Source organism: Pseudomonas sp. AAC, from assembly GCF_000725445.1.
In the GTDB taxonomy this organism is placed as follows: domain Bacteria; phylum Pseudomonadota; class Gammaproteobacteria; order Pseudomonadales; family Pseudomonadaceae; genus Pseudomonas; species Pseudomonas citronellolis.
Genome location: NZ_KL647098.1, coordinates 350,008 through 368,891, shown reverse-complemented (window position 1 = coordinate 368,891; position 18,884 = coordinate 350,008). Strand labels below are relative to the sequence as shown.

Annotated in this window: 18 protein-coding genes; 2 read left to right on the top strand and 16 right to left on the bottom strand. The window is 67.1% G+C overall.

The window, feature by feature from the left end; translation table 11 throughout:
- Positions 1–200 precede the first annotated feature (200 nt).
- Positions 201–470: a LasR-specific antiactivator QslA gene (locus FG99_RS19280; RefSeq protein WP_043271877.1), complete on the top strand. Its 270-nt coding sequence runs from the start codon at positions 201–203 to the stop codon at positions 468–470.
- Positions 471–583: 113 nt separating this feature from the next.
- Here the strand turns inward: FG99_RS19280 and lpdA are convergent, their stop codons facing one another.
- From lpdA to FG99_RS19260, 4 genes are read right to left on the bottom strand one after another with little or no spacing between them, the layout of a single operon-like run.
- Positions 584–1,990 carry a dihydrolipoyl dehydrogenase gene (gene lpdA / locus FG99_RS19275; protein ID WP_043271876.1) on the bottom strand — a complete coding sequence of 469 codons (1,407 nt, stop codon included), beginning with the start codon at positions 1,988–1,990 and terminating at the stop codon, positions 584–586.
- Positions 1,991–1,995: 5 nt separating this feature from the next.
- On the bottom strand, positions 1,996–3,267 hold the full coding sequence (locus FG99_RS19270; protein ID WP_043271875.1) for a dihydrolipoamide acetyltransferase family protein: 1,272 nt from the start codon (positions 3,265–3,267) through the stop codon (positions 1,996–1,998).
- Positions 3,268–4,320 (bottom strand): alpha-ketoacid dehydrogenase subunit beta, encoded by a 1,053-nt coding sequence (locus tag FG99_RS19265; RefSeq protein WP_009622837.1) that lies wholly within the window; start codon positions 4,318–4,320, stop codon positions 3,268–3,270.
- Entirely contained in the window at positions 4,317–5,549 is a 1,233-nt protein-coding gene (locus FG99_RS19260; protein ID WP_043271874.1) for a 3-methyl-2-oxobutanoate dehydrogenase (2-methylpropanoyl-transferring) subunit alpha, read from the bottom strand. The genes FG99_RS19265 and FG99_RS19260 overlap by 4 nt, the downstream gene beginning before the upstream one ends.
- 272 nt (positions 5,550–5,821) lie before the next feature.
- Between FG99_RS19260 and FG99_RS19255 the strand changes: the two genes are divergently transcribed.
- On the top strand, positions 5,822–6,283 hold the full coding sequence (locus FG99_RS19255; protein ID WP_009622833.1) for an Lrp/AsnC family transcriptional regulator: 462 nt from the start codon (positions 5,822–5,824) through the stop codon (positions 6,281–6,283).
- A 195-nt stretch (positions 6,284–6,478) separates the two neighbouring features.
- Here the strand turns inward: FG99_RS19255 and FG99_RS19250 are convergent, their stop codons facing one another.
- The 12 genes from FG99_RS19250 to ccoN form a co-directional block, all read right to left on the bottom strand.
- On the bottom strand, positions 6,479–7,027 hold the full coding sequence (locus FG99_RS19250; RefSeq protein ID WP_043271873.1) for an adenine phosphoribosyltransferase: 549 nt from the start codon (positions 7,025–7,027) through the stop codon (positions 6,479–6,481).
- A 99-nt stretch (positions 7,028–7,126) separates the two neighbouring features.
- Positions 7,127–7,861 carry a transcriptional regulator Anr gene (gene anr / locus FG99_RS19245; RefSeq protein ID WP_009622830.1) on the bottom strand — a complete coding sequence of 245 codons (735 nt, stop codon included), beginning with the start codon at positions 7,859–7,861 and terminating at the stop codon, positions 7,127–7,129.
- A gap of 158 nt (positions 7,862–8,019) precedes the next feature.
- The gene (gene hemN / locus FG99_RS19240) at positions 8,020–9,402 is read right to left on the bottom strand and encodes an oxygen-independent coproporphyrinogen III oxidase (protein WP_009622829.1); all 1,383 of its coding nucleotides are present in this window, start codon (positions 9,400–9,402) and stop codon (positions 8,020–8,022) included.
- 405 nt (positions 9,403–9,807) lie between these two features.
- The gene (locus tag FG99_RS19235; RefSeq protein WP_009622828.1) at positions 9,808–10,500 is read right to left on the bottom strand and encodes a sulfite exporter TauE/SafE family protein; all 693 of its coding nucleotides are present in this window, start codon (positions 10,498–10,500) and stop codon (positions 9,808–9,810) included.
- The gene (ccoS, locus tag FG99_RS19230; protein ID WP_043271872.1) at positions 10,493–10,720 is read right to left on the bottom strand and encodes a cbb3-type cytochrome oxidase assembly protein CcoS; all 228 of its coding nucleotides are present in this window, start codon (positions 10,718–10,720) and stop codon (positions 10,493–10,495) included. Before ccoS ends, FG99_RS19235 begins: the two co-directional genes overlap by 8 nt.
- Positions 10,721–10,750: 30 nt before the next feature.
- Positions 10,751–13,207 (bottom strand): heavy metal translocating P-type ATPase, encoded by a 2,457-nt coding sequence (locus FG99_RS19225; RefSeq protein WP_043271871.1) that lies wholly within the window; start codon positions 13,205–13,207, stop codon positions 10,751–10,753.
- Positions 13,204–13,740 (bottom strand): FixH family protein, encoded by a 537-nt coding sequence (locus FG99_RS19220; RefSeq protein WP_043271870.1) that lies wholly within the window; start codon positions 13,738–13,740, stop codon positions 13,204–13,206. The genes FG99_RS19225 and FG99_RS19220 overlap by 4 nt, the downstream gene beginning before the upstream one ends.
- A gap of 143 nt (positions 13,741–13,883) precedes the next feature.
- The gene (ccoG, locus tag FG99_RS19215; RefSeq protein WP_009622824.1) at positions 13,884–15,299 is read right to left on the bottom strand and encodes a cytochrome c oxidase accessory protein CcoG; all 1,416 of its coding nucleotides are present in this window, start codon (positions 15,297–15,299) and stop codon (positions 13,884–13,886) included.
- 216 nt (positions 15,300–15,515) lie between these two features.
- Positions 15,516–16,487 (bottom strand): cytochrome-c oxidase, cbb3-type subunit III, encoded by a 972-nt coding sequence (gene ccoP, locus FG99_RS19210; RefSeq protein ID WP_009622823.1) that lies wholly within the window; start codon positions 16,485–16,487, stop codon positions 15,516–15,518.
- On the bottom strand, positions 16,484–16,675 hold the full coding sequence (locus tag FG99_RS19205; protein WP_009622822.1) for a CcoQ/FixQ family Cbb3-type cytochrome c oxidase assembly chaperone: 192 nt from the start codon (positions 16,673–16,675) through the stop codon (positions 16,484–16,486). The genes ccoP and FG99_RS19205 overlap by 4 nt, the downstream gene beginning before the upstream one ends.
- Before the next feature lie 6 nt (positions 16,676–16,681).
- Positions 16,682–17,290, bottom strand: a complete 609-nt coding sequence (ccoO, locus tag FG99_RS19200; RefSeq protein WP_009622821.1) for a cytochrome-c oxidase, cbb3-type subunit II — start codon at positions 17,288–17,290, stop codon at positions 16,682–16,684.
- Positions 17,290–18,732, bottom strand: a complete 1,443-nt coding sequence (gene ccoN / locus FG99_RS19195; protein ID WP_009622820.1) for a cytochrome-c oxidase, cbb3-type subunit I — start codon at positions 18,730–18,732, stop codon at positions 17,290–17,292. Before ccoN ends, ccoO begins: the two co-directional genes overlap by 1 nt.
- Between the last annotated feature and the right edge of the window lie 152 nt (positions 18,733–18,884).

Sequence of the window (18,884 nt, the reverse complement as noted above, 5' to 3'; positions counted from 1 at the left end):
GCAGGCTCCCATCACTTCGTAGGAGCTAACCAGAATGCATTCACCGGCTTTTATCCCCGCGCGCCTCCCAACCTCTCTCATTTTCAGGCGTCCCCGGCAAAAACCATTGTCCGCCTGAACGTTACCCGGCGTCAGGCCGGTCAGCGCCCGGCGCCGTCCATTCAGCCCTCGCTGTAGGGCAATGAGAGAGGGACCTTGCGATGCATGAAAAGCTCTTCACCACCCACATCCCCGCCGCCGACGGCCAGCCGGCGCTGGAACTGTTCTGGCTGCAGGATTGCCAGGCCGCCATCGATGCCGGGCAGCGACGTGCCGAGCGCTGGCTGATGGAAAAGGAGCCGGCCAGCCTCTGGGCGGTCCTGCTGGTCGGCCGCGAGGGGCAGGTTCCGGAGGGGCAACGCACGGCGTACGAAGTGGCTTTCCTGGCGCGCTTGCAGCAGCGGTTGCTGGCGCAGGAGGCGGGCAGCTAGCGGCGTGGGCGTCGATGGGTTTCGCAGGCTCAACCCATCCTACGGGTGCCAGGTGTGCGCGACGTAGGATGGGTTGAGCGCAGCGATACCCATCGGCGGGTATCGCAGGGGGCTCAGATATGCAGCGCGTGCCCCAGGGCGCGCAGGGCGGTTTCCTGTACCGCTTCGCCGAGGGTCGGGTGGGCGTGGATGGTGCCGGCGATGTCTTCCAGGCGTGCGCCCATTTCGATGGACTGGACGAAGGCCGTGGAGAGTTCCGATACCGCCTTGCCCACCGCCTGCCAGCCGAGGATGAGGTGGTTGTCGGCGCGGGCCACCACGCGGACGAAGCCGTCGTGGGCCTCCAGGGTCATGGCGCGGCCGTTGGCGGCGAAGGGGAAGTTCGCTGTCAGCACTTCATGCCCGCTGGCGCGGGCCTGGTCCGGGGTGAGGCCGACCACCACCACTTCCGGGTCGGTGAAGCACACCGCCGGGATGGCCGCGGGGGTGAAGGCGCGGCGTTTGCCGGCGATGAGTTCGGCGACCATCTCGCCCTGGGCCATGGCGCGGTGCGCCAGCATGGGTTCGCCGGCGATGTCGCCGATGGCCCAGACGTTGCGCATCGAGGTGCGGCACTGCTCGTCGATCTTCACCGCGCGGCCATCCATGTCCAGGTGCAGGCTTTCCAGGTTCCAGCCTTCGGTGTTGGGCCGGCGGCCGACGGCGACCAGCACCTGGTCGGTCTCGATCACCCGCTGCTGGCCCTGGCCGTCGCGCAGGCGCAGGCCCTTGCCGTCGGGCTCCAGGCCCACCACGCTGTGGCCCAGGTAGAGTTCCACGCCGAGCTTGCGCAGGGCCGCCGCCACCGGTTTGGTCAGTTCTTCGTCGTAGCTCGGCAGGATGCGCGGCTGCGCTTCCACCACCGTCACTTCCACGCCCAGCTTGCGGTAGGCGGTGCCCAGTTCCAGGCCGATGTAGCCGCCGCCGATCACCGCCAGGCGCTTGGGCAGGGCCTTGGGCGCCAGGGCCTCGGTGGAGGAGATGACCTTGCCGCCGAGCGGCAGGAAGGGCAGCTCCACCGAGCGCGAACCGGCCGCCAGCAGCAGGTGCTCGGTGTGGATGCGCTGGGTGCCGCCGTCGGCCAGGGCGACTTCGACGGTCTTGCCGTCGACGACCTGCGCCCAGCCGTGCACCACGCCCACGCCGTGCTTTTTCAGCAGCGCGGCGACGCCGGTGGTCAGGCGGTCGACGATGCCGTCCTTCCATTCCACGGTGCGCTGGATGTCGATGTTCGGCGCCTGCACGCTGATGCCCAGCGCCGATTTGCCTGCGAACTCGCGGGCCTTGAGGTATTCCTCGGCGGCGTGGATCAGCGCCTTGGAGGGGATGCAGCCGATGTTCAGGCAGGTGCCGCCCAGGGCCGCGCCTTCCACCAGCAGGGTGCGGATGCCCAGCTGCCCGGCGCGGATGGCGGCGACGTAGCCGCCGGGGCCGCCGCCGATGATCAGCAGGGTGGTTTCCAGTGTCTGGTTCTGCTTCACGGCGGTCACTCCAGGAACAGGGTGGCGGGATGTTCGAGCAGGGCGCGCACAGCCTGGATGAAGGCCGCCGCGTCCATGCCGTCGACCACCCGGTGATCGAAGGACGAGGACAGGTTCATCATCTTGCGCACCACGATCTGGCCGTTGACCACCATGGGCCGCTCGACCATGCGGTTGACGCCGACGATGGCCACTTCCGGATGGTTGATCACCGGCGTGCTGACGATGCCGCCCAGCGCGCCCAGGCTGCTGAGGGTGATGGTCGAGCCGGAGAGTTCCTCGCGGCTGGCCTTGCCGTGGCGCGCGGCCTCGGCCAGGCGCGCCACTTCCGCGGCGTTGCCCCACAGGTCGCGGGATTCGGCGTTGCGCAGCACCGGCACCATCAGGCCGCTGTCGCTCTGGGTGGCCACGCCCAGGTGCACCGCGCCGTAGCGGGTGATGACTTCGGCCTCGTCGTCATAGCGGGCGTTGAGCTGCGGGAACTCGCGCAGGGCCACCACCATCGCGCGGGCGATGAAGGGCAGCAGGGTGAGCTTGCCGCGGCTGGCGCCGTACCTGGCGTTGAGGTGCTGGCGCAGGGCTTCGAGGTCGGTGACGTCGATTTCCTCGACATAGCTGAAGTGCGGGATGCGCCGCTTGGCCTCGGCCATCTTCTGGGCGATCTTGCGGCGCAGGCCGATGACCTGGATCTGCTGCTCGTCGTGGCGCGCGGCGTAGCCGGAGGCGACCACCGCGCCGCCATGGGCCAGGTACTGGTCGAGGTCGTCGTGGAGGATGCGCCCGGCGGGGCCGGAGCCTTGCACGAACTGCAGTTCCACGCCCAGGTCGCGGGCGCGCTGGCGCACCGCCGGGGAGGCCAGCGGCTTCTCGCCGGGGGCGCGGCGCGGGGCCGGCGCGGCGGCTGCCGGGCGCGGCGAGGGGGCTGGTTTGGCTTCGGCGCGCGGGGCTTCCCTGAGCGGCTGGGCTTTCGCTTCGGGTTCTGCGGCGGGCGCGCTTTCATGGGGCTTGGCCGCGGCTTCGCGGTGGTTGCCGGCGCCTTCCACTTCCAGGCGCACCAGTTCGCCGCCCACGGCCATGACCTGGCCGGGCTCGCCGCCCAGGGCGAGGATGCGGCCGGAAACCGGCGAGGGGATTTCCACGGTGGCCTTGTCGGTCATTACCTCGGCCAGCACCTGGTCCTCATGGACCTCGTCGCCGACCTTGATGTGCCATTCCACCAGTTCCACTTCGGCGATGCCTTCCCCGATGTCCGGCATCTTGATCACGTGAATGCCCATTCAGACCTCCATGGCACGCTTGAAGGCGGCGCCGACGCGGGCCGGGCCGGGGAAGTAGTCCCATTCCTGGGCGTGCGGGTAGGGGGTGTCCCAGCCGGTCACGCGGGCGATGGGGGCTTCCAGGTGGTGGAAGCAGTTTTCCTGCACCAGCGACATCAGTTCGGCGCCGTAGCCGCAGGTGCGGGTGGCCTCGTGGACGATGACGCAGCGGCCGGTCTTCTTCACCGATTCGACTATGGTGTCCAGGTCCAGCGGCCAGAGGCTGCGCAGGTCGATGATCTCGGCGTCGATGCCGGTCTCCTCGGCGGCGGTCTGCGCCACGTAGACGGTGGTGCCGTAGGTGAGCACGGTCAGCTCGCTGCCCGGGCGGGCGATGGCCGCCTTGTCCAGCGGCACCCGGTAGTAGCCTTCGGGCACCTGGCTCTGCGGGTGCTTGGACCAGGGCGTCACCGGGCGATCGTGGTGGCCGTCGAAGGGGCCGTTGTACAGGCGCTTGGGTTCGAGGAAGATCACCGGGTCGTCGTTCTCGATGCAGGCGATCAGCAGGCCCTTGGCGTCGTAGGGGTTGGACGGCATCACCGTGCGCAGGCCGCAGACCTGGGTGAACATCGCTTCCGGGCTCTGGCTGTGCGTCTGCCCGCCGTAGATGCCGCCGCCGCAGGGCATGCGCACCACCATGGGCACGACGAAGTCGCCCACCGAGCGGTAGCGGATGCGCGCCGCCTCGGATACCAGCTGGTCGGTGGCCGGGTAGACGTAGTCGGCGAACTGGATTTCCACCACCGGGCGCAGGCCGTAGGCGCACATGCCCACCGCGGCGCCGACGATGCCGCTTTCGGAGATGGGCGCGTCGAACACCCGCGAGGTGCCGTACTTCTTCTGCAGGCCTTCGGTGCAGCGGAACACGCCGCCGAAGTAGCCCACGTCCTGGCCGAACACCACCACGTCGTCGTCGCGTTCGAGCATCACGTCCATCGCCGAGCGCAGCGCCTGGATCATGCTCATGCTGGTGAGCGCCTGGGCGTTCTCGTGTTGCGGATTCATGGCGTTCATACCCCGAGCTCCTGGCGCTGCCGGCGCAGGTGTTCCGGCAGGTCCTTGTAGACGTCGTCGAACAGGCTGGCGGCGCTGAAGACGTGACCGTCCACCAGCGAGCCGTGGCGTTCGGCCTCTTTCTGCGCGGCCATCACTTCGGCTTCCAGTTCCTTGTGCAGCGCCTCGTGCTGTTCCTCGCTCCAGATGCCCTGGGCCAGCAGGTGCTGCTTCAGGCGGGCGATGGGGTCGCCCAGGGGGAAGTTGGTCCAGTCGTCGGCCGGGCGGTACTTGGACGGATCGTCCGAGGTGGAGTGCGGGCCGGCGCGGTAGGTGACCCACTCGATCAGGCTCGGCCCATGGCCGCGGCGGGCGCGTTCGGCGGCCCACTGCGAGGCGGCGTACACCGCGAGGAAGTCGTTGCCGTCCACCCGCAGCGAGGCGATGCCGCAGCCCACGCCGCGGTTGGCGAAGGTGGTGCCTTCACCGCCGGCGATGGCCTGGAAGGTGGAGATCGCCCACTGGTTGTTGACCACGTTGAGGATCACCGGGGCGCGGTAGACGTGGGCGAAGGTCAGCGCGGTGTGGAAGTCCGACTCGGCGGTGGCGCCGTCGCCGATCCAGGCCGAGGCGATCCTGGTATCGCCCTTGATCGCCGAGGCCATGCCCCAGCCCACCGCCTGGATGAACTGGGTGGCGAGGTTGCCGGAGATGGAGAAGAAGCCCTTCTCGCGGCTGGAATACATGATCGGCAGCTGGCGGCCCTTGAGCGGGTCCTGCTCGTTGGAGAGCAACTGGCAGATCATGTCCTTGAGCGGGTAGTCGCGGGTGATCAGGATGCCCTGCTGGCGGTAGGTGGGGAAGCACATGTCGCCGCCCTGCAGGGCCATGGTGTGGGCGGTGGCGATGGCTTCCTCGCCCAGGCACTGCATGTAGAAGGACATTTTCTTCTGGCGCTGCGCGGTGAGCATGCGGGCGTCGAAGATGCGCGTCTTGAGCATCAGGCGCAGGCCGCGCAGCAGCTGTTCGTGGCTGAGCTGCGGGTCCCAGGGGCCGAGGGCGTTGCCCTGGTCGTCGAGCACGCGCACAAGGCTGTAGGCGAGGTCTGCGGTCTGCGCCGGCTCGACGTCGACGTCGGGCTTGCGCACTTCCCCGGCGGGGGACAGGTGCAGGTAGGAGAAGTCGGTCTTGCAGCCCGGGCGCCCGGTGGGTTCGGGGACGTGCAGGCGAAGGGGAGCGTAGTCGGTCATGGTGGGTCTCCAGTTGTGATCGGGGGTGGGGATCAGCAGACGGAAGACGCCGGACCGGGCGGGTGCGACTGGCCTGGTTGGGCGACGGTGCGGGTGCCGCGCGCGGTAGCGCGGCGGGTGCTGACATCACTCATGGTGAGGTCCTCGTTCGTTGTTCTTGTGATTTCAGTATAGGTGTGACCGGCTGGTTTTTTGCTCCAATTTGACTAGATTTGGACAGAAGATTTAGTGTCTTTGAACTACAAAAACCCTCTTCCGTAGAAGTGAGCGCCATGGCCGACATCGACCGCACCGACCTCAAGATCCTCCGCGCCCTGGCCGACGACGGCCGCCTGAGCTGGCGCGACCTGGCGCAGAAGATCGGCCTGTCGCTGACGCCGACGTTGCGCCGGGTGCGGCGCCTGGAGGAAGAGCGGTACATCCAGGGCTACTTCGCCCAGCTTGACGAGGAGCGCCTGTCCGGGGCCATGAGCGTGTTCGTTTCGGTCACCCTGGAAAAACAGACCGGCGACTACCTGGCGCGGTTCGAGGAAAGCATCGTCCAGGCGCCGCAGGTGATGAGTTGCTTCCAGATGACCGGCGACGCGGACTACATGCTGCGCGTGGTGGTCAAGGACCTGGCGGCCTATCAGGCCTTCCTCACCACCACCCTGACGCAGATTCCCGGGGTGGCCGGGATCAAGTCGGCGTTCGCCTTGAAGTCGGTGCTCAAGCGCTCGGCGCCGCCGCTTTGAGGGGGCAGGCAACTGGCTTGCCGGCTGCGCCGAGGCGTTTTCGTAGGATGGGTTGAGCTTGCGAAACCCATGCGGTGGCGGTGATGGGTATCGCTTCGCTCAACCCATCCTACGGGAAAGCGCCGTGCTTCCCGGCAACCTGTAGGAGCGGGCCCTGCCCGCGATTCGCGCGCAGGGCGCGCTCCTACATGCTCCTCACTGCTCGTCGAGGGCGAAGGCGGTGAGGCTATAGGTGGGGATGCCGGCGTCGGCCAGCTTGGCCGAGCCGCCGAGTTCCGGCAGGTCGATGATGGCGGCGGCTTCCAGGACCCTGGCGCCCATGCGCCGTACCAGTTGCGCGGCGGCCAGCAGGGTGCCGCCGGTGGCGATCAGGTCGTCGAAGATCAGCACGGTGTCGCCTTCGCACAGGCTGTCGGCGTGCACTTCCAGCAGGGCTTCGCCGTACTCGGTCTGGTAGGCCTGGGCCAGCACGTCGGCGGGCAGCTTGCCCTGCTTGCGGAACAGCACCAGCGGCTTGTTCAGTTCGTAGGCGATGATCGAGCCGATCAGGAAGCCGCGCGCGTCCATGGCGCCGATGTGGCTGAAATCCGCTTCGACGTAGCGCTGGATGAAGCTGTCGGCGACGAAGCGCAGCGCGCGCGGCGACTGGAACAGCGGGGTGATGTCACGGAACACCACGCCCGCCTTGGGGAAGTCGGGGACCGCGCGGATCATGGATTTCAGGTCGAGCTGGTTGAGGATCATGCTGGCAGGGTACCTGGTGACGGCTTTTCGAAGCCCCCAAGTATAACGGGCCCGCCACAAGGCGAGCCCGTTTTGCGCGATGACCGGAAGGTCGCGCCTTCAGCTTTCCATCTGGCCGCCGGCCAGGGCGCACAGCTCGATGGAGTCGAGGATGCGCACTTCCTTGCCTTCGGCGGCGATCAGGCCGTTCTGCTGGAAGCGGGTGAACACCCGCGACACGGTTTCCACCGCCAGGCCCAGGTAGTTGCCGATCTCGTTGCGCGACATCGCCAGGCGGAACTGCTGGGCGGAGAAGCCGCGGGCGCGGAAGCGCGCCGAGAGGTTGACCAGGAAGGTGGCGATGCGCTCGTCGGCGGTCTTCTTCGACAGCAGCATCATCATCTGCTGGTCGTCGCGGATTTCGCGGCTCATCACCCGCATCAGCTGGCGGCGCAGCTGCGGCAGCTGCTCGGACAACTCGTCCAGGCGCTCGAAGGGAATCTCGCAGACCGAGGTGGTCTCCAGGGCCTGGGCCGACACCGGGTAGGCCTCGGTGTCCATGCCGGACAGGCCGACCAGTTCGCTGGGCAGGTGGAAGCCGGTGATCTGCTCTTCACCGCCGTCAGTGATGCTGAAGGTTTTCAGCGCGCCGGAACGCACCGCGAACACGGAACCGAAGGCGTCGCCCTGGCGGAACAGGAACTCGCCCTTCTTCAGTGGCCGGCCGCGCTTGACGATTTCGTCGAGGGCGTCCATGTCGTCGTTGTTCAGCGACAGGGGCAGGCACAGCGGCGCCAGGCTGCAATCCTTGCAATGCGCTTGCGGCAAGGCGCGCACCTTGATGGTTTCGGCCATGGTTGATCCTTGGGTGGAAGGGCACAAGAAACGCAAGGGTAACGCACCCAAGGGTTCGGCTGCCAGCTTGCCGGGTGGATTTCGGAACATTCCGGCGTTTATTCCGAAACCTTATGTAAAAAAGGTCAGATTCGTACTTATTCTCTAAGCAAATTCCTTCAGATCACCCGCGAGAACCGTTGCAGGTTCTGGTGCGGCAGGTAGTGGTCGAAGAGCATGCACAGGCTGCGCACCAGCAGCCGGCCGGCGGCGGTGACGTCGATGCCGCGCGGGCTCAGCTCGATCAGGCCGTCCTTGGCGAAGCGCTCCAGCTCGTCCCAGATGTCGGCGAAGTAGCCGTGGAACTCGATGTTGAAGCGTTCCTCGATGCTTTCGAAGTCCAGCTGGAAGTGGCAGATCAGTTGCTGGATCACCGCGCGGCGCACGCGATCGTCGGCGTTGCAGTAGAGGCCGCGGCGGGTGGCCAGCTGGCCGTTGTCCAGGCTGTTCTGGTAGTCGTTGATGTCGGTGCTGTTCTGGCAGTAGAGGTCGCCGATCTGGCTGATCGCCGAAACGCCCAGGCCCACCAGGTCGCAATGGCCGTGGGTGGTGTAGCCCTGGAAGTTGCGTTGCAGGGTGCCGTCCTCCTGGGCGCTGGCCAGTTCGTCGTCGGGCAGGGCGAAGTGGTCCATGCCGATGTAGCGGTAGCCGGCGGCGCTGAGTTGCTCGATGGTGCGCTGGAGCATTTCCAGCTTCTGCGCGGGGGAGGGCAGGTCCTGGGCGTTGATGCGCCGCTGCGGCATGAAGCGTTCGGGCAGGTGCGCGTAGTTGAACACCGAGAGGCGGTTGGGCTGCAGGCCGATGACCTGCTCGACGGTGCGGGCGAAGCTGTCGGGGTTCTGCTTGGGCAGGCCGTAGATCAGGTCGATGTTGATCGAGCGGTATTGCAGGGTGCGCGCTGCGTCCATGATGGCGCGGGTCTCGTCGAAGCTCTGCATGCGGTTCACCGCCTGCTGCACTTCCAGGTCGAAGTCCTGCACGCCGACGCTGACGCGGTTGAAGCCCAGTTCGCGGAGCAGGCCCATGGTCGACCAGTCGGCCTCGCGCGGGTCGATCTCGATGCCGTAGTCGCCGGAGTCGTCTTCCACCAGGTTCAGGTGCTCGCGCAGCTGGCCCATGAGTTCGCGCAGTTGGCCGGGGCTGAGGAAGGTGGGGGTGCCGCCGCCGAAGTGCAGCTGTTCCACGCACTGGTCCTTGCCCAGGTGGCGGCTGACGATCTCGATTTCGTGGATCAGCCGGGCGAGGTAGGGCGCGCTGCGCCCGCGGTCCTTGGTGATGACCTTGTTGCAGGCGCAGTAGTAGCAGATGTTGGCGCAGAACGGGATGTGCACGTAGAGCGACAGCGGCCGGTCGGCCTTCTGGCTGTTGCGCAGGGCATGCAGCATGTCGAAGGGGCCCACGCCTTCGTGGAACTGCACGGCGGTGGGATAGGAGGTATAGCGCGGGCCGGACAGATCGTAGCGACGGATCAGATCTGTGTCCCAGCGGATATCGTCGAGCATGCCGCAGTCCCCGAATCAGGCGAGCTTTTCGGCGCAGTCTAGGGAGACTGTGGGAAAAGCCTCTTGACCTGCATCAAGCGGTCGCAGGGGGTACCTCGTTGGAGGGGGGCTGGTGGGCGGTGATGTCGGGGTTGGTTCTGGAGTTGGGGTGGAGTCCGTGACCCTCTCCCCAGCCCTCTCCCTGAAGGGAGAGGGGGCCGTTCGTGCCGAGAAGGGGAATGGTTTCAACCTGCTACTTCGGCACTAGCCGGATGACTCCTTGCTACCCGCCTGCTCCGAACAGTCCCCTCTCCCTTCAGGGAGAGGGTTAGGGAGAGGGCGCTCTTCGGGCCAGGCACCAGGGTGAATCCTGTTCGCGAGCAAGAGCTAGGCGCCCCCCCTCGCTCCTACGAAAAGCGCGGGGCTTCAATGCATCGCATGCCCCATCAGCCACGCCTGGTGCGGGCCGGGCAGGGTCCACAGGCCGAAGAGGATCACCAGCAGGCCGCCGGCCATGCGCACGCTGCGCTTGCGCAGCAGCGCCGTGATGCGTTCGGCGGCAAGCCCCGTGGCCAGCAGCACCGGCCAGGTGCCCAGGCCGAAGGCCAGCATCAGCAGCGCGCTTTCCAACGCCGAGCCCTGGCTGCTGGTCCACAGCAGGGTGCTGTAGACCAGGCCGCAGGGCAGCCAGCCCCAGAGCGCGCCGAGCAGCAGCGCGCGCGGCACGCTGGCTACCGGCAGCAGGCGGCTGGCGAAGGGCTGGATGTATTTCCACAGGCCGCGGCCGAGGGCTTCGATGCGCGTCAGGCCGCTCCACCAGCCAGCCAGATACAAGCCCATGGCGATAAGCAGCAGGCCGGCGACCACGCGCAGCGCCGAGGCGAAGGGGGTGCTGGCGATGGCCCAGCCGGCCAGGCCCAGCAGCAGGCCGGCGGCGGCGTAGCTGAGGATGCGCCCGAGGTTGTAGGCCAGCAGCAGCTGCAGGCGGCGCCCGCGCTGTTCCGCTGGAATGGCCAGGGTCAGCGCGCCCATCAGGCCGCCGCACATGCCCAGGCAGTGGCCGCCGCCGAGCAGGCCGAGGATCAGCGCGGACGCCAGCATGGGCGCCAGCTCAAGCATCGCGCGAGTCCTTGTCCCGGGCTTCGGCCTGGGCGTCCCTGGCGCCTTCGGCCTCGTCGATGCCGGCCTGGTGCTTGGGGTCCTCGTCGTCGAACAGGATGCTGTGGGCCGGGCCGTCCATGTCGTCGTACTGGCCGCTGTTCACCGCCCAGAAAAAGATCCAGACGGCGATGGCGACGATGATCAGCGCCACCGGGATCATTACGTAGAGAGCGGGCATATCGACTCCGTTGAAAAGGCCTGCGCGCCTTCAGTGGGCGGCGAGCGGGATGGCCAGCGGCGCGGCTTCGGGGGCCGCCGGCAGGGCGCGCACGCGGGTCAGGCGCAGGGCGTTGAGCACCACGGTCAGCGAGCTGACCGACATGCCGATGGCCGCCCAGGCGGGGGTGATCCAGCCGAGGGCGGCGAAGGGCAGCATCAGGCCATTGTACAACCCCGCCCAGACCAGGTTCTCGACGATCACCCGGCGGGTGCGGCGGGCCAGGACGAAGGCCTGCACCAGGCTGTCCAGGCGGTTGGACAACAGCACCGCGTCGGCGCTGGTCTTGGCCAGGTCGGTGGCGCTGCCCATGGCCACGCTGATGTCGGCGGCGGCCAGCACCGGCACGTCGTTGACGCCGTCGCCGAGCATCAGCACGTGGCGGCCTTCGCCGTGCAGCTGCTTGAGGATCGCCAGCTTGTCGTCCGGGCGCAGGCCGCCGTGGACTTCGTCGATGCCCAGTTCGGCGGCCACGCTCTGCACCATCGGCGAGCTGTCGCCGGACAGCAGCAGGGTGCGCCAGCCGCGTTCGCGGCAGGCCTGCAGCAGGGCCGGGGCGTCGTCGCGCAGGCGGTCGTCGAGCACCAGCCAGGCCAGCGGGCCGCGCGCATCGCCCAGCAGCAGCCACTGGCCATGCTCATTGGGCATGGCCGGCGCGGGCTGGCCGCTCAGGGCGCAGACGAAGGCGGCCTGGCCGATGCGCAGGCGCTGGCCGTCGACCACGCCTTCCAGGCCCAGGCCGGGGTGGCTTTCCACCGCCTCGGCGGGTTGCGGAGCGCGGCCGAAGGCGCGGGCGATGGGGTGTTCGGAACGGTTCTCCAGCGCCGCGGCCAGGGCCAGGCAGCGTTCGCCGTCGAGTTCGCCCAGCGGCTGCACGGCGCGCAGGGTCAGGCGGCCTTCGGTAAGGGTACCGGTCTTGTCGAAGATCACCGTGTCGATGCGTTTCAGGCCTTCCAGCACGTGGCCGCGGGTGAGCAGCAGGCCGAGCTTGTGCAGGCTGCCGGTGGCCGCGGTGAGGGCGGTGGGCGTGGCCAGGGAGAGGGCGCAGGGGCAGGTGGCGACCAGCATCGACAGGACCACCCAGAAGGCCCGCGAGGCGTCGTGCTGCCACCAGAACAGGCCGACCACCGCGGCCAGCGCCAGCAGTACCAGCAGGAACCATTGCGCGGCGCTGTCGGCGAGCTGCGCCAGGCGCGGCTTGTCGGCCTGGGCGCGCTCCAGCAGGCGGACGATGGCCGACAGCCGGCTGTCGTCGCCCAGGGCCTGCACCTGCAGGGTCAGCGGACCTTCGACGTTGAGGGTGCCGCCGGTGACGCTGTCGCCGGCCTGGCGCGGCTGCGGCAGGTATTCGCCGGTGAGCAGGGATTCGTCGACGCTGGACTGCCCGGAAAGGATCAGGCCGTCGGCCGGCAGCACCGCGCCCGGCGGCACCAGCACGCGGTCGCCGACGCGCAGTTCGCTGAGCAGGATGCGCTGGCTGTTGCCGGCTTCGTCCAGGCGCAGGCAGGAGGCCGGCAGCAGGTTGACCAGTTGCGCGGTGGCCGCCGCCGTGCGCTCGCGGGCGCGGCGTTCGAGATAGCGGCCGGCGAGCAGGAACAGGGCGAACATGCCCACCGCGTCGAAGTAGAGGTCGCCCTTGCCGGTGATGGCGGTCCAGATGCCGGCCAGGTAGGCGCCGCCGATGGCCAGGGACACCGAGACGTCCATGGTCAGGTGGCGCGTGCGCAGGTCGCGCAGGGCGCCGCGGAAGAACGGCTGGCAGGAGTAGAAGACGATGGGCGTGGTGAGGAACATCGCCACCCAGCGCAGGATTTCGTGCATCTCGGCGCTGAGGTCGATGTTGAATTCCGGCCAGGTGGCCATGGTCGCCATCATCGCCTGGAACCACAGCATGCCGGCCACGCCGAGCTGGCGCAGGGAGCGGCGGTTCTCTTCGGCGAGCTGCTCGGCGGCCTTGTCCGGCTGGTAGGGGTGGGCGGCGTAGCCGATCCTGCGCAGCTCGGCGAGCAGGCCGCTGAGCGGCAGCTGGCCGTCGGCCCAGCGCACGTGCAGGCGGTGGTTGGACAGGTTGAGCCCGGCCTCGGCCACCGCCGGCATCTGCCGCAGGTGTTTCTCGATCAGCCAGCCGCAGGCGGCGCAACTGATGCCTTCGAGGATCAGGGTGGTCTCGGCCAGTTCGCCCTGGTGCTGGACGAAGGGCTGCTGCACGTCGGGGCGGTCGAGCAGGGCCAGTTCGTCACCCAGTTGCGCGGGCAGCGCCTCGGGGTTGGCGGCCGATTCGGTGCGGTGCCGGTAATAGCCTTCCAGGCCGCCGGCGACTATGGCCTCGGCCACGGCCTGGCAGCCGGGGCAGCAGAATTCGCGGGTCTCGCCGAGGACCCGGGCGGTGAAGCGGCTGCCGGGCGGAACCGGCAGCGCGCAGTGGTAGCAGGGCCGGGGGGCGCTCATGGGCGCTGGACTTCATCCCCCTTGAGGGGTTCGTCGCCGAGAAGGATCTCGCCGTCGGCGATGAGCTTCTCTTCTTCGAACAGGCGCCAGGCGTGGCCGTCCTGCTCGCCGAGCAGTTCGACGAAGCGGCGGCCTTCGACGGCGCTGTCCAGGCGGCCGGTGTAGCGGCCCGGTTCGTTGGCCGGCAGCAGGGCGACGTGGCGGTCCTGGGATTCCAGGGTGGGGGAGATCAGGTTGAGGGTCAGCTGCGCCGGCTGGCTGTCGCCCTTCAGGCGTACCTCGACCTCGCCGGTGAGCTTGTCCAGGCGCACCTGGGCCTGCATGTGCAGTTGCTGGGCCAGGTGTTCGCGGTCCAGCGAGCGGTTGATGCCCTTGCCGGCCTCGTAGTAGTTGTCATTGACCAGGGTGTCCTGGTTCTCCACGGCGATGCGCACCATCGTCAGGCTGAGGAACACCGAGGTGGCGAGCATGCCGATGATGATCCAGGGCCAGAGGTGCTTGTACCAGGGTTGTTGGGCGGGCGCCGACTGCATGGGTTTTCTCTCTCGTGGTCCGCGGGGCGGAAGCGGCCTGCCCGAGGGGTGGGCGGCGCGCCTGGGTGGGGCGGATTCTACGTGCTCCGCGTGCCGCTGGCATCCCGCCGCGGGGGCGGGATGCGTTGCGGTTCAGCCGGGGTTCAGCGTACCACCGGGCCGATGAAGCGGCTGTCGGCTTCCTTGCTGATGGACGGCTCGTCCACCGACTGGATGGTGAAGGTGATCTTGTTGGTGCTGGACGGCAGCTTGTCCGGGTCCACCGCCAGTTCCACCGGCATGGCGAGGATGTCGCCGGCGGCCACCTGCACTTCCTTGCGGCCTTCCAGGGTCAGGCCTTCCAGGCCCTTGGCGCCGAGCACGTAGGTGTGGTCGCGCTGGTCCTTGTTCATGATCTTCAGGCTGTAGACGTTCTCGATGCGGCCTTCGGCGTTCTCGCGGTAGAGCACGCGGTCCTTGCTGACGTCGAAGCCCACCAGCGGGCGGATCACGATGGCGGTGGCCAGCAGGCTCATCATCACGCACAGGGCGATGGCGTAGCCGATCAGGCGCGGGCGCACCAAGTGCGTCTTCTGCCCGGACAGGTTGTGCTCGGTGGTGTAGCTGATCAGCCCGCGCGGGTAGCCCATCTTGTCCATGATGCTGTCGCAGGCGTCGATGCACGCGGCGCAGCCGATGCATTCGATCTGCAGGCCGTCGCGGATGTCGATGCCGGTGGGGCAGACCTGTACGCACATGGTGCAGTCGATGCAGTCGCCCAGGCCCTGGGCCTTGTAGTCCAGGGTCTTCTTGCGCGGGCCGCGCTTCTCGCCGCGGCGCGGGTCGTAGGAGACGATCAGGGTGTCCTTGTCGAACATCACGCTCTGGAAGCGCGCGTAGGGGCACATGTAGATGCACACCTGCTCGCGCAGCCAGCCGGCGTTGCCGTAGGTGGCCAGGGTGAAGAAGCCGACCCAGAAGTAGGCCCAGCCGTCGGCTTCGCCGGTGACCAGGTCCATCAGCAGTTCGCGGATGGGGGCGAAGTAGCCGACGAAGGTCAGGCCGGTGACCAGGCCGATCAGCAGCCACAGCGTGTGCTTGGCGGCCTTGCGCAACAGCTTGTTGCCGCTCATCGGCGCCTTGTCCAGCTTCATGCGCTGGTTGCGGTCGCCTTCGGTGACCTTCTCGCACCACATGTAGATCCAGGTCCACACGCTCTGCGGGCAGGTGTAGCCGCACCAGACGCGGCCGGCGAACACCGTGATGAAGAACAGCCCGAAGGCGCTGATGATCAGCAACCCGGAGAGGAGGATGAAGTCCTGCGGCCAGAAGGTGGCGCCGAAGATGTAGAACTTGCGCTCGGGCAGGTCCCACCACACCGCCTGCCGACCGTTCCAGGTCAGCCACACGGTGCCGAAGTAGAGAAGGAACAGGAAAGCGCCGCCGACACGGCGCAGGTTGCGGAAGAACCCGGTGAAGGCCCGGGTGTAGATCTTCTCGCGGGAGGCATATAAGTCGACGTTCTCCCCACCCTTCTTCGCGGGCGGTGTGACGTCTTGCACGGGAATCTGTTTGCTCATCAGTGCGTACCACGGCAGTGGGAGGGCGCCCTGTCGATACGTGCCGAAAGGGTCAGGATATGGCTGCACGCCTAAACATGATACGACTTGGCCCGGTGTGCAACGGTGCGACCGTTGGTCGCGTCAGAATATTCGGAAGATTTTTCGTTCCCCGAAATAGAGCGGCGCCGGTAGGAACCGGCGCCGCTGGGTGTTGCGAGGGGAGGGCGGAAGCGCTTATTCGCTCTTCTGCGCATCACCCTGGGACAGGCTGTACACGTAGGCGGCCAGCAGGTGCACCTGGTCGGCGCCCAGGCGTTCCAGCTGGGCCGGCATCTGGCCCTGGCGGCCGTAGCGGATGGTCTGCTGCAGCTGGGAGAAGCTCGAGCCGTAGATGAAGGCGGCCGGGTGCGTCAGGTTGGGCGCGCCCATGGCGGCGGTGCCCTTGCCCTCGGGGCCGTGGCAGGCGACGCAGGTGGTGGCGAAGATCTTGCCGCCGTTGGCCACCTGCTCGTCGGTCACGCCTTCGGGCAGCTTGCGGCCGTCCAGCTTGCTGGTGACGAAGGCGGCCACGTCGTGCACGCCCTGGTCGCCCAGGACTTCGCCCCAGGCCGGCATGGCGGCGTGGCGGCCACCCTTGATGGTGGTCTCGATGTCCGCGGTGGCACCGCCCCAGCGCCAGTCCTGGTCGGTCAGGTTGGGGAAGCCGTAGGCGCCCTTGGCGTCGGAGCCGTGGCAGACCGAGCAGTTGGAGGCGAACAGGCGGCCGCCCATCTTCAGCGCCAGCGGGTCCTTGGCCACATCTTCGATGGGCATGGCGGCGAATTTGGCGAAGATCGGGCCGTACTTCTCGTCGGCCTTGGCCATTTCCTTCTCCCACTGGTGCACGCCGGTCCAGCCCGGCTGGCCATTGGCGAAGGGCTTGCCGTCGCTGACTTCCTGGTAGCCCGGCAGCAGGCCCTTCCAGTTGCCCAGGCCCGGGTACAGGACCAGGTAGCCCAGGGCGAAGACGAAGGTGGCGACGAACAGCATGAACCACCACTTCGGCAGCGGGTTGTCGTACTCCTCGATGCCGTCGAAGGCGTGGCCGACGGTCTCGTCGGTGGCTTCGCTGCGCTGGCCGCGGCGGGTGGCGAACAGCAGCCAGGCCAGGGCGAAGATGGTGCCCAGGGTAAGTACGGTGACGTACAGACTCCAGAAGGTTGTCATTCTTTGTTGCTCCTAGAAGCTTGTTCTTTCTCGACGTGCTTCATGGCTGCCGGGTCGTCCGCGAAGGGCAGCAGGGCGTCGTCGTCGAAGCGCTGCTTGCGCTTGCCGCTGTAGGCCCAGAGCAGTACGCCGATGAAGGCGACCATCACTACGACGGTGCCGAGGCCGCGAATCGTCCCGATATCCATCTGCTGTCACCGTTTGCTCTTGATGATGGTGCCCAGGCTCTGCAGGTAGGCCACCAGGGCGTCCATCTCGGTCTTGCCTTTCACGGCATCGCGAGCACCGGCGATGTCTTCGTCGGTGTAGGGCACGCCGAGGGTGCGCATGGCCTTGAGCTTGCCTTCGATGTCCTTGCCGTCGAGCTTGTTCTCGACCAGCCAGGGGTAGGCCGGCATCTTCGACTCGGGCACCACGTTGCGCGGGTTGTATAGGTGCGCGCGGTGCCAGTCGTCGGAGTAGCGGCCGCCGACGCGGGCCAGGTCCGGACCGGTACGCTTGGAGCCCCACAGGAAGGGGTGGTCCCAGACGCTTTCGCCGGCGACGGAGTAGTGGCCGTAGCGCTCGGTCTCGGCGCGGAACGGACGGATCATCTGCGAGTGGCAGCCGACGCAGCCTTCGCGGATGTAGATGTCACGGCCTTCGAGCTCCAGCGCGGTGCGCGGCTTCATGCCTTCCACCGGCTTGTTGGTCACGTCCTGGAAGAACAGCGGGACGATCTGCGTCAGGCCGCCGATGCTCACGGCGATGACCATGAAGAAGGCCAGCAGGCCGATGTTCTTCTCGACTGCTTCGTGCTTCATCAATGAGCTCCTACAGCGGGAATGCGGGCAGCGGCATCGACTTCAGCAGCGTTGTAGCCACGCACGGTACGGAAGGTGTTGTAGGCCATCAGCAGCATGCCGAAGGCGAAGAAGAAGCCGCCCAGCGCGCGGACCATGAAGCCCGGGTGGCTGGCCTGAAGCGCTTCGACGAAGGAGTAGGTGAGGGTGCCGTCGGTGTTCACCGCGCGCCACATCAGGCCCTGGGTGATGCCGTTGACCCACATCGAGGCGATGTAGAGCACGGTGCCGATGGTGGCGAGCCAGAAGTGCGCGTTGATCAGGCCGGTGCTGTGCATCTGCTCGCGGCCGAAGACTTTCGGGATCATGTGGTACAGCGAGCCGATGGAGATCATCGCCACCCAGCCCAGCGCCCCGGCGTGCACGTGGCCGATGGTCCAGTCGGTGTAGTGGGACAGCGAGTTCACCGTCTTGATGGCCATCATCGGGCCTTCGAAGGTGGACATGCCGTAGAAGGCCAGGGACACCACCAGGAAGCGCAGGATGGGGTCGGTGCGCAGCTTATGCCAGGCGCCGGAGAGGGTCATCATGCCGTTGATCATGCCGCCCCAGCTCGGGGCCAGGAGGATCAGCGACATCACCATGCCCAGGGACTGCGCCCAGTCGGGCAGGGCGGTGTAGTGCAGGTGGTGCGGGCCGGCCCAGATGTACAGGGTGATCAGCGCCCAGAAGTGGACGATGGACAGGCGGTAGGAGTAGACCGGGCGCTCGGCCTGCTTGGGCACGAAGTAGTACATCATGCCGAGGAAGCCGGTGGTCAGGAAGAAGCCCACGGCGTTGTGGCCGTACCACCACTGGACCATGGCGTCGGTGGCGCCGGAGTAGATGGAGTAGGACTTGAACCAGCCGACCGGGATTTCCAGGTTGTTGACGATGTGCAGCATCGCGGTCACCAGGATGAAGCCGCCGTAGAACCAGTTGCCCACATAGATGTGCTTGGTCTGGCGCTTGACGATGGTGCCGAAGAACACCACGGCATAGGTGACCCAGACGATGGCGATCAGGATGTCGACCGGCCATTCCAGCTCGGCGTACTCCTTGGAGGAGGTGTAGCCCAGCGGCAGGGTGATGGCGGCCAGTACGATCACCGCCTGCCAGCCCCAGAAGGTGAAGGCGGCCAGGCTATCGGAGATCAGACGGGTCTGACAGGTGCGTTGCACCACGTAGTAGGACGTTGCGAACAGAGCACAGCCGCCGAAGGCGAAGATCACCAGGTTGGTGTGCAACGGGCGAAGTCGCCCGAAACTGGTCCACGGCAAGCCGAGGTTCAGCTCGGGCCATACCAACTGTGAGGCGATGAAAACACCCATCCCCATTCCTAGTATTCCCCAGACCACCGTCATGATGGCGAACTGGCGGATTACCTTATAGTTATAAGCAGTCGGACTGATTGCTGTGCTCATTCTAAGGTTCCACGGTTTTTTTGCTATTTAGGGACAAAAAACGGCGGCAAGTATGTAGAAAGCCACTAGGCAATGCAACGCGCCGGAATAAGCCCCGGAGCCGCTGCGCATGCTGCTTTGAAGGCATTTCTGCCAATGTTTTTCTGGCTTTC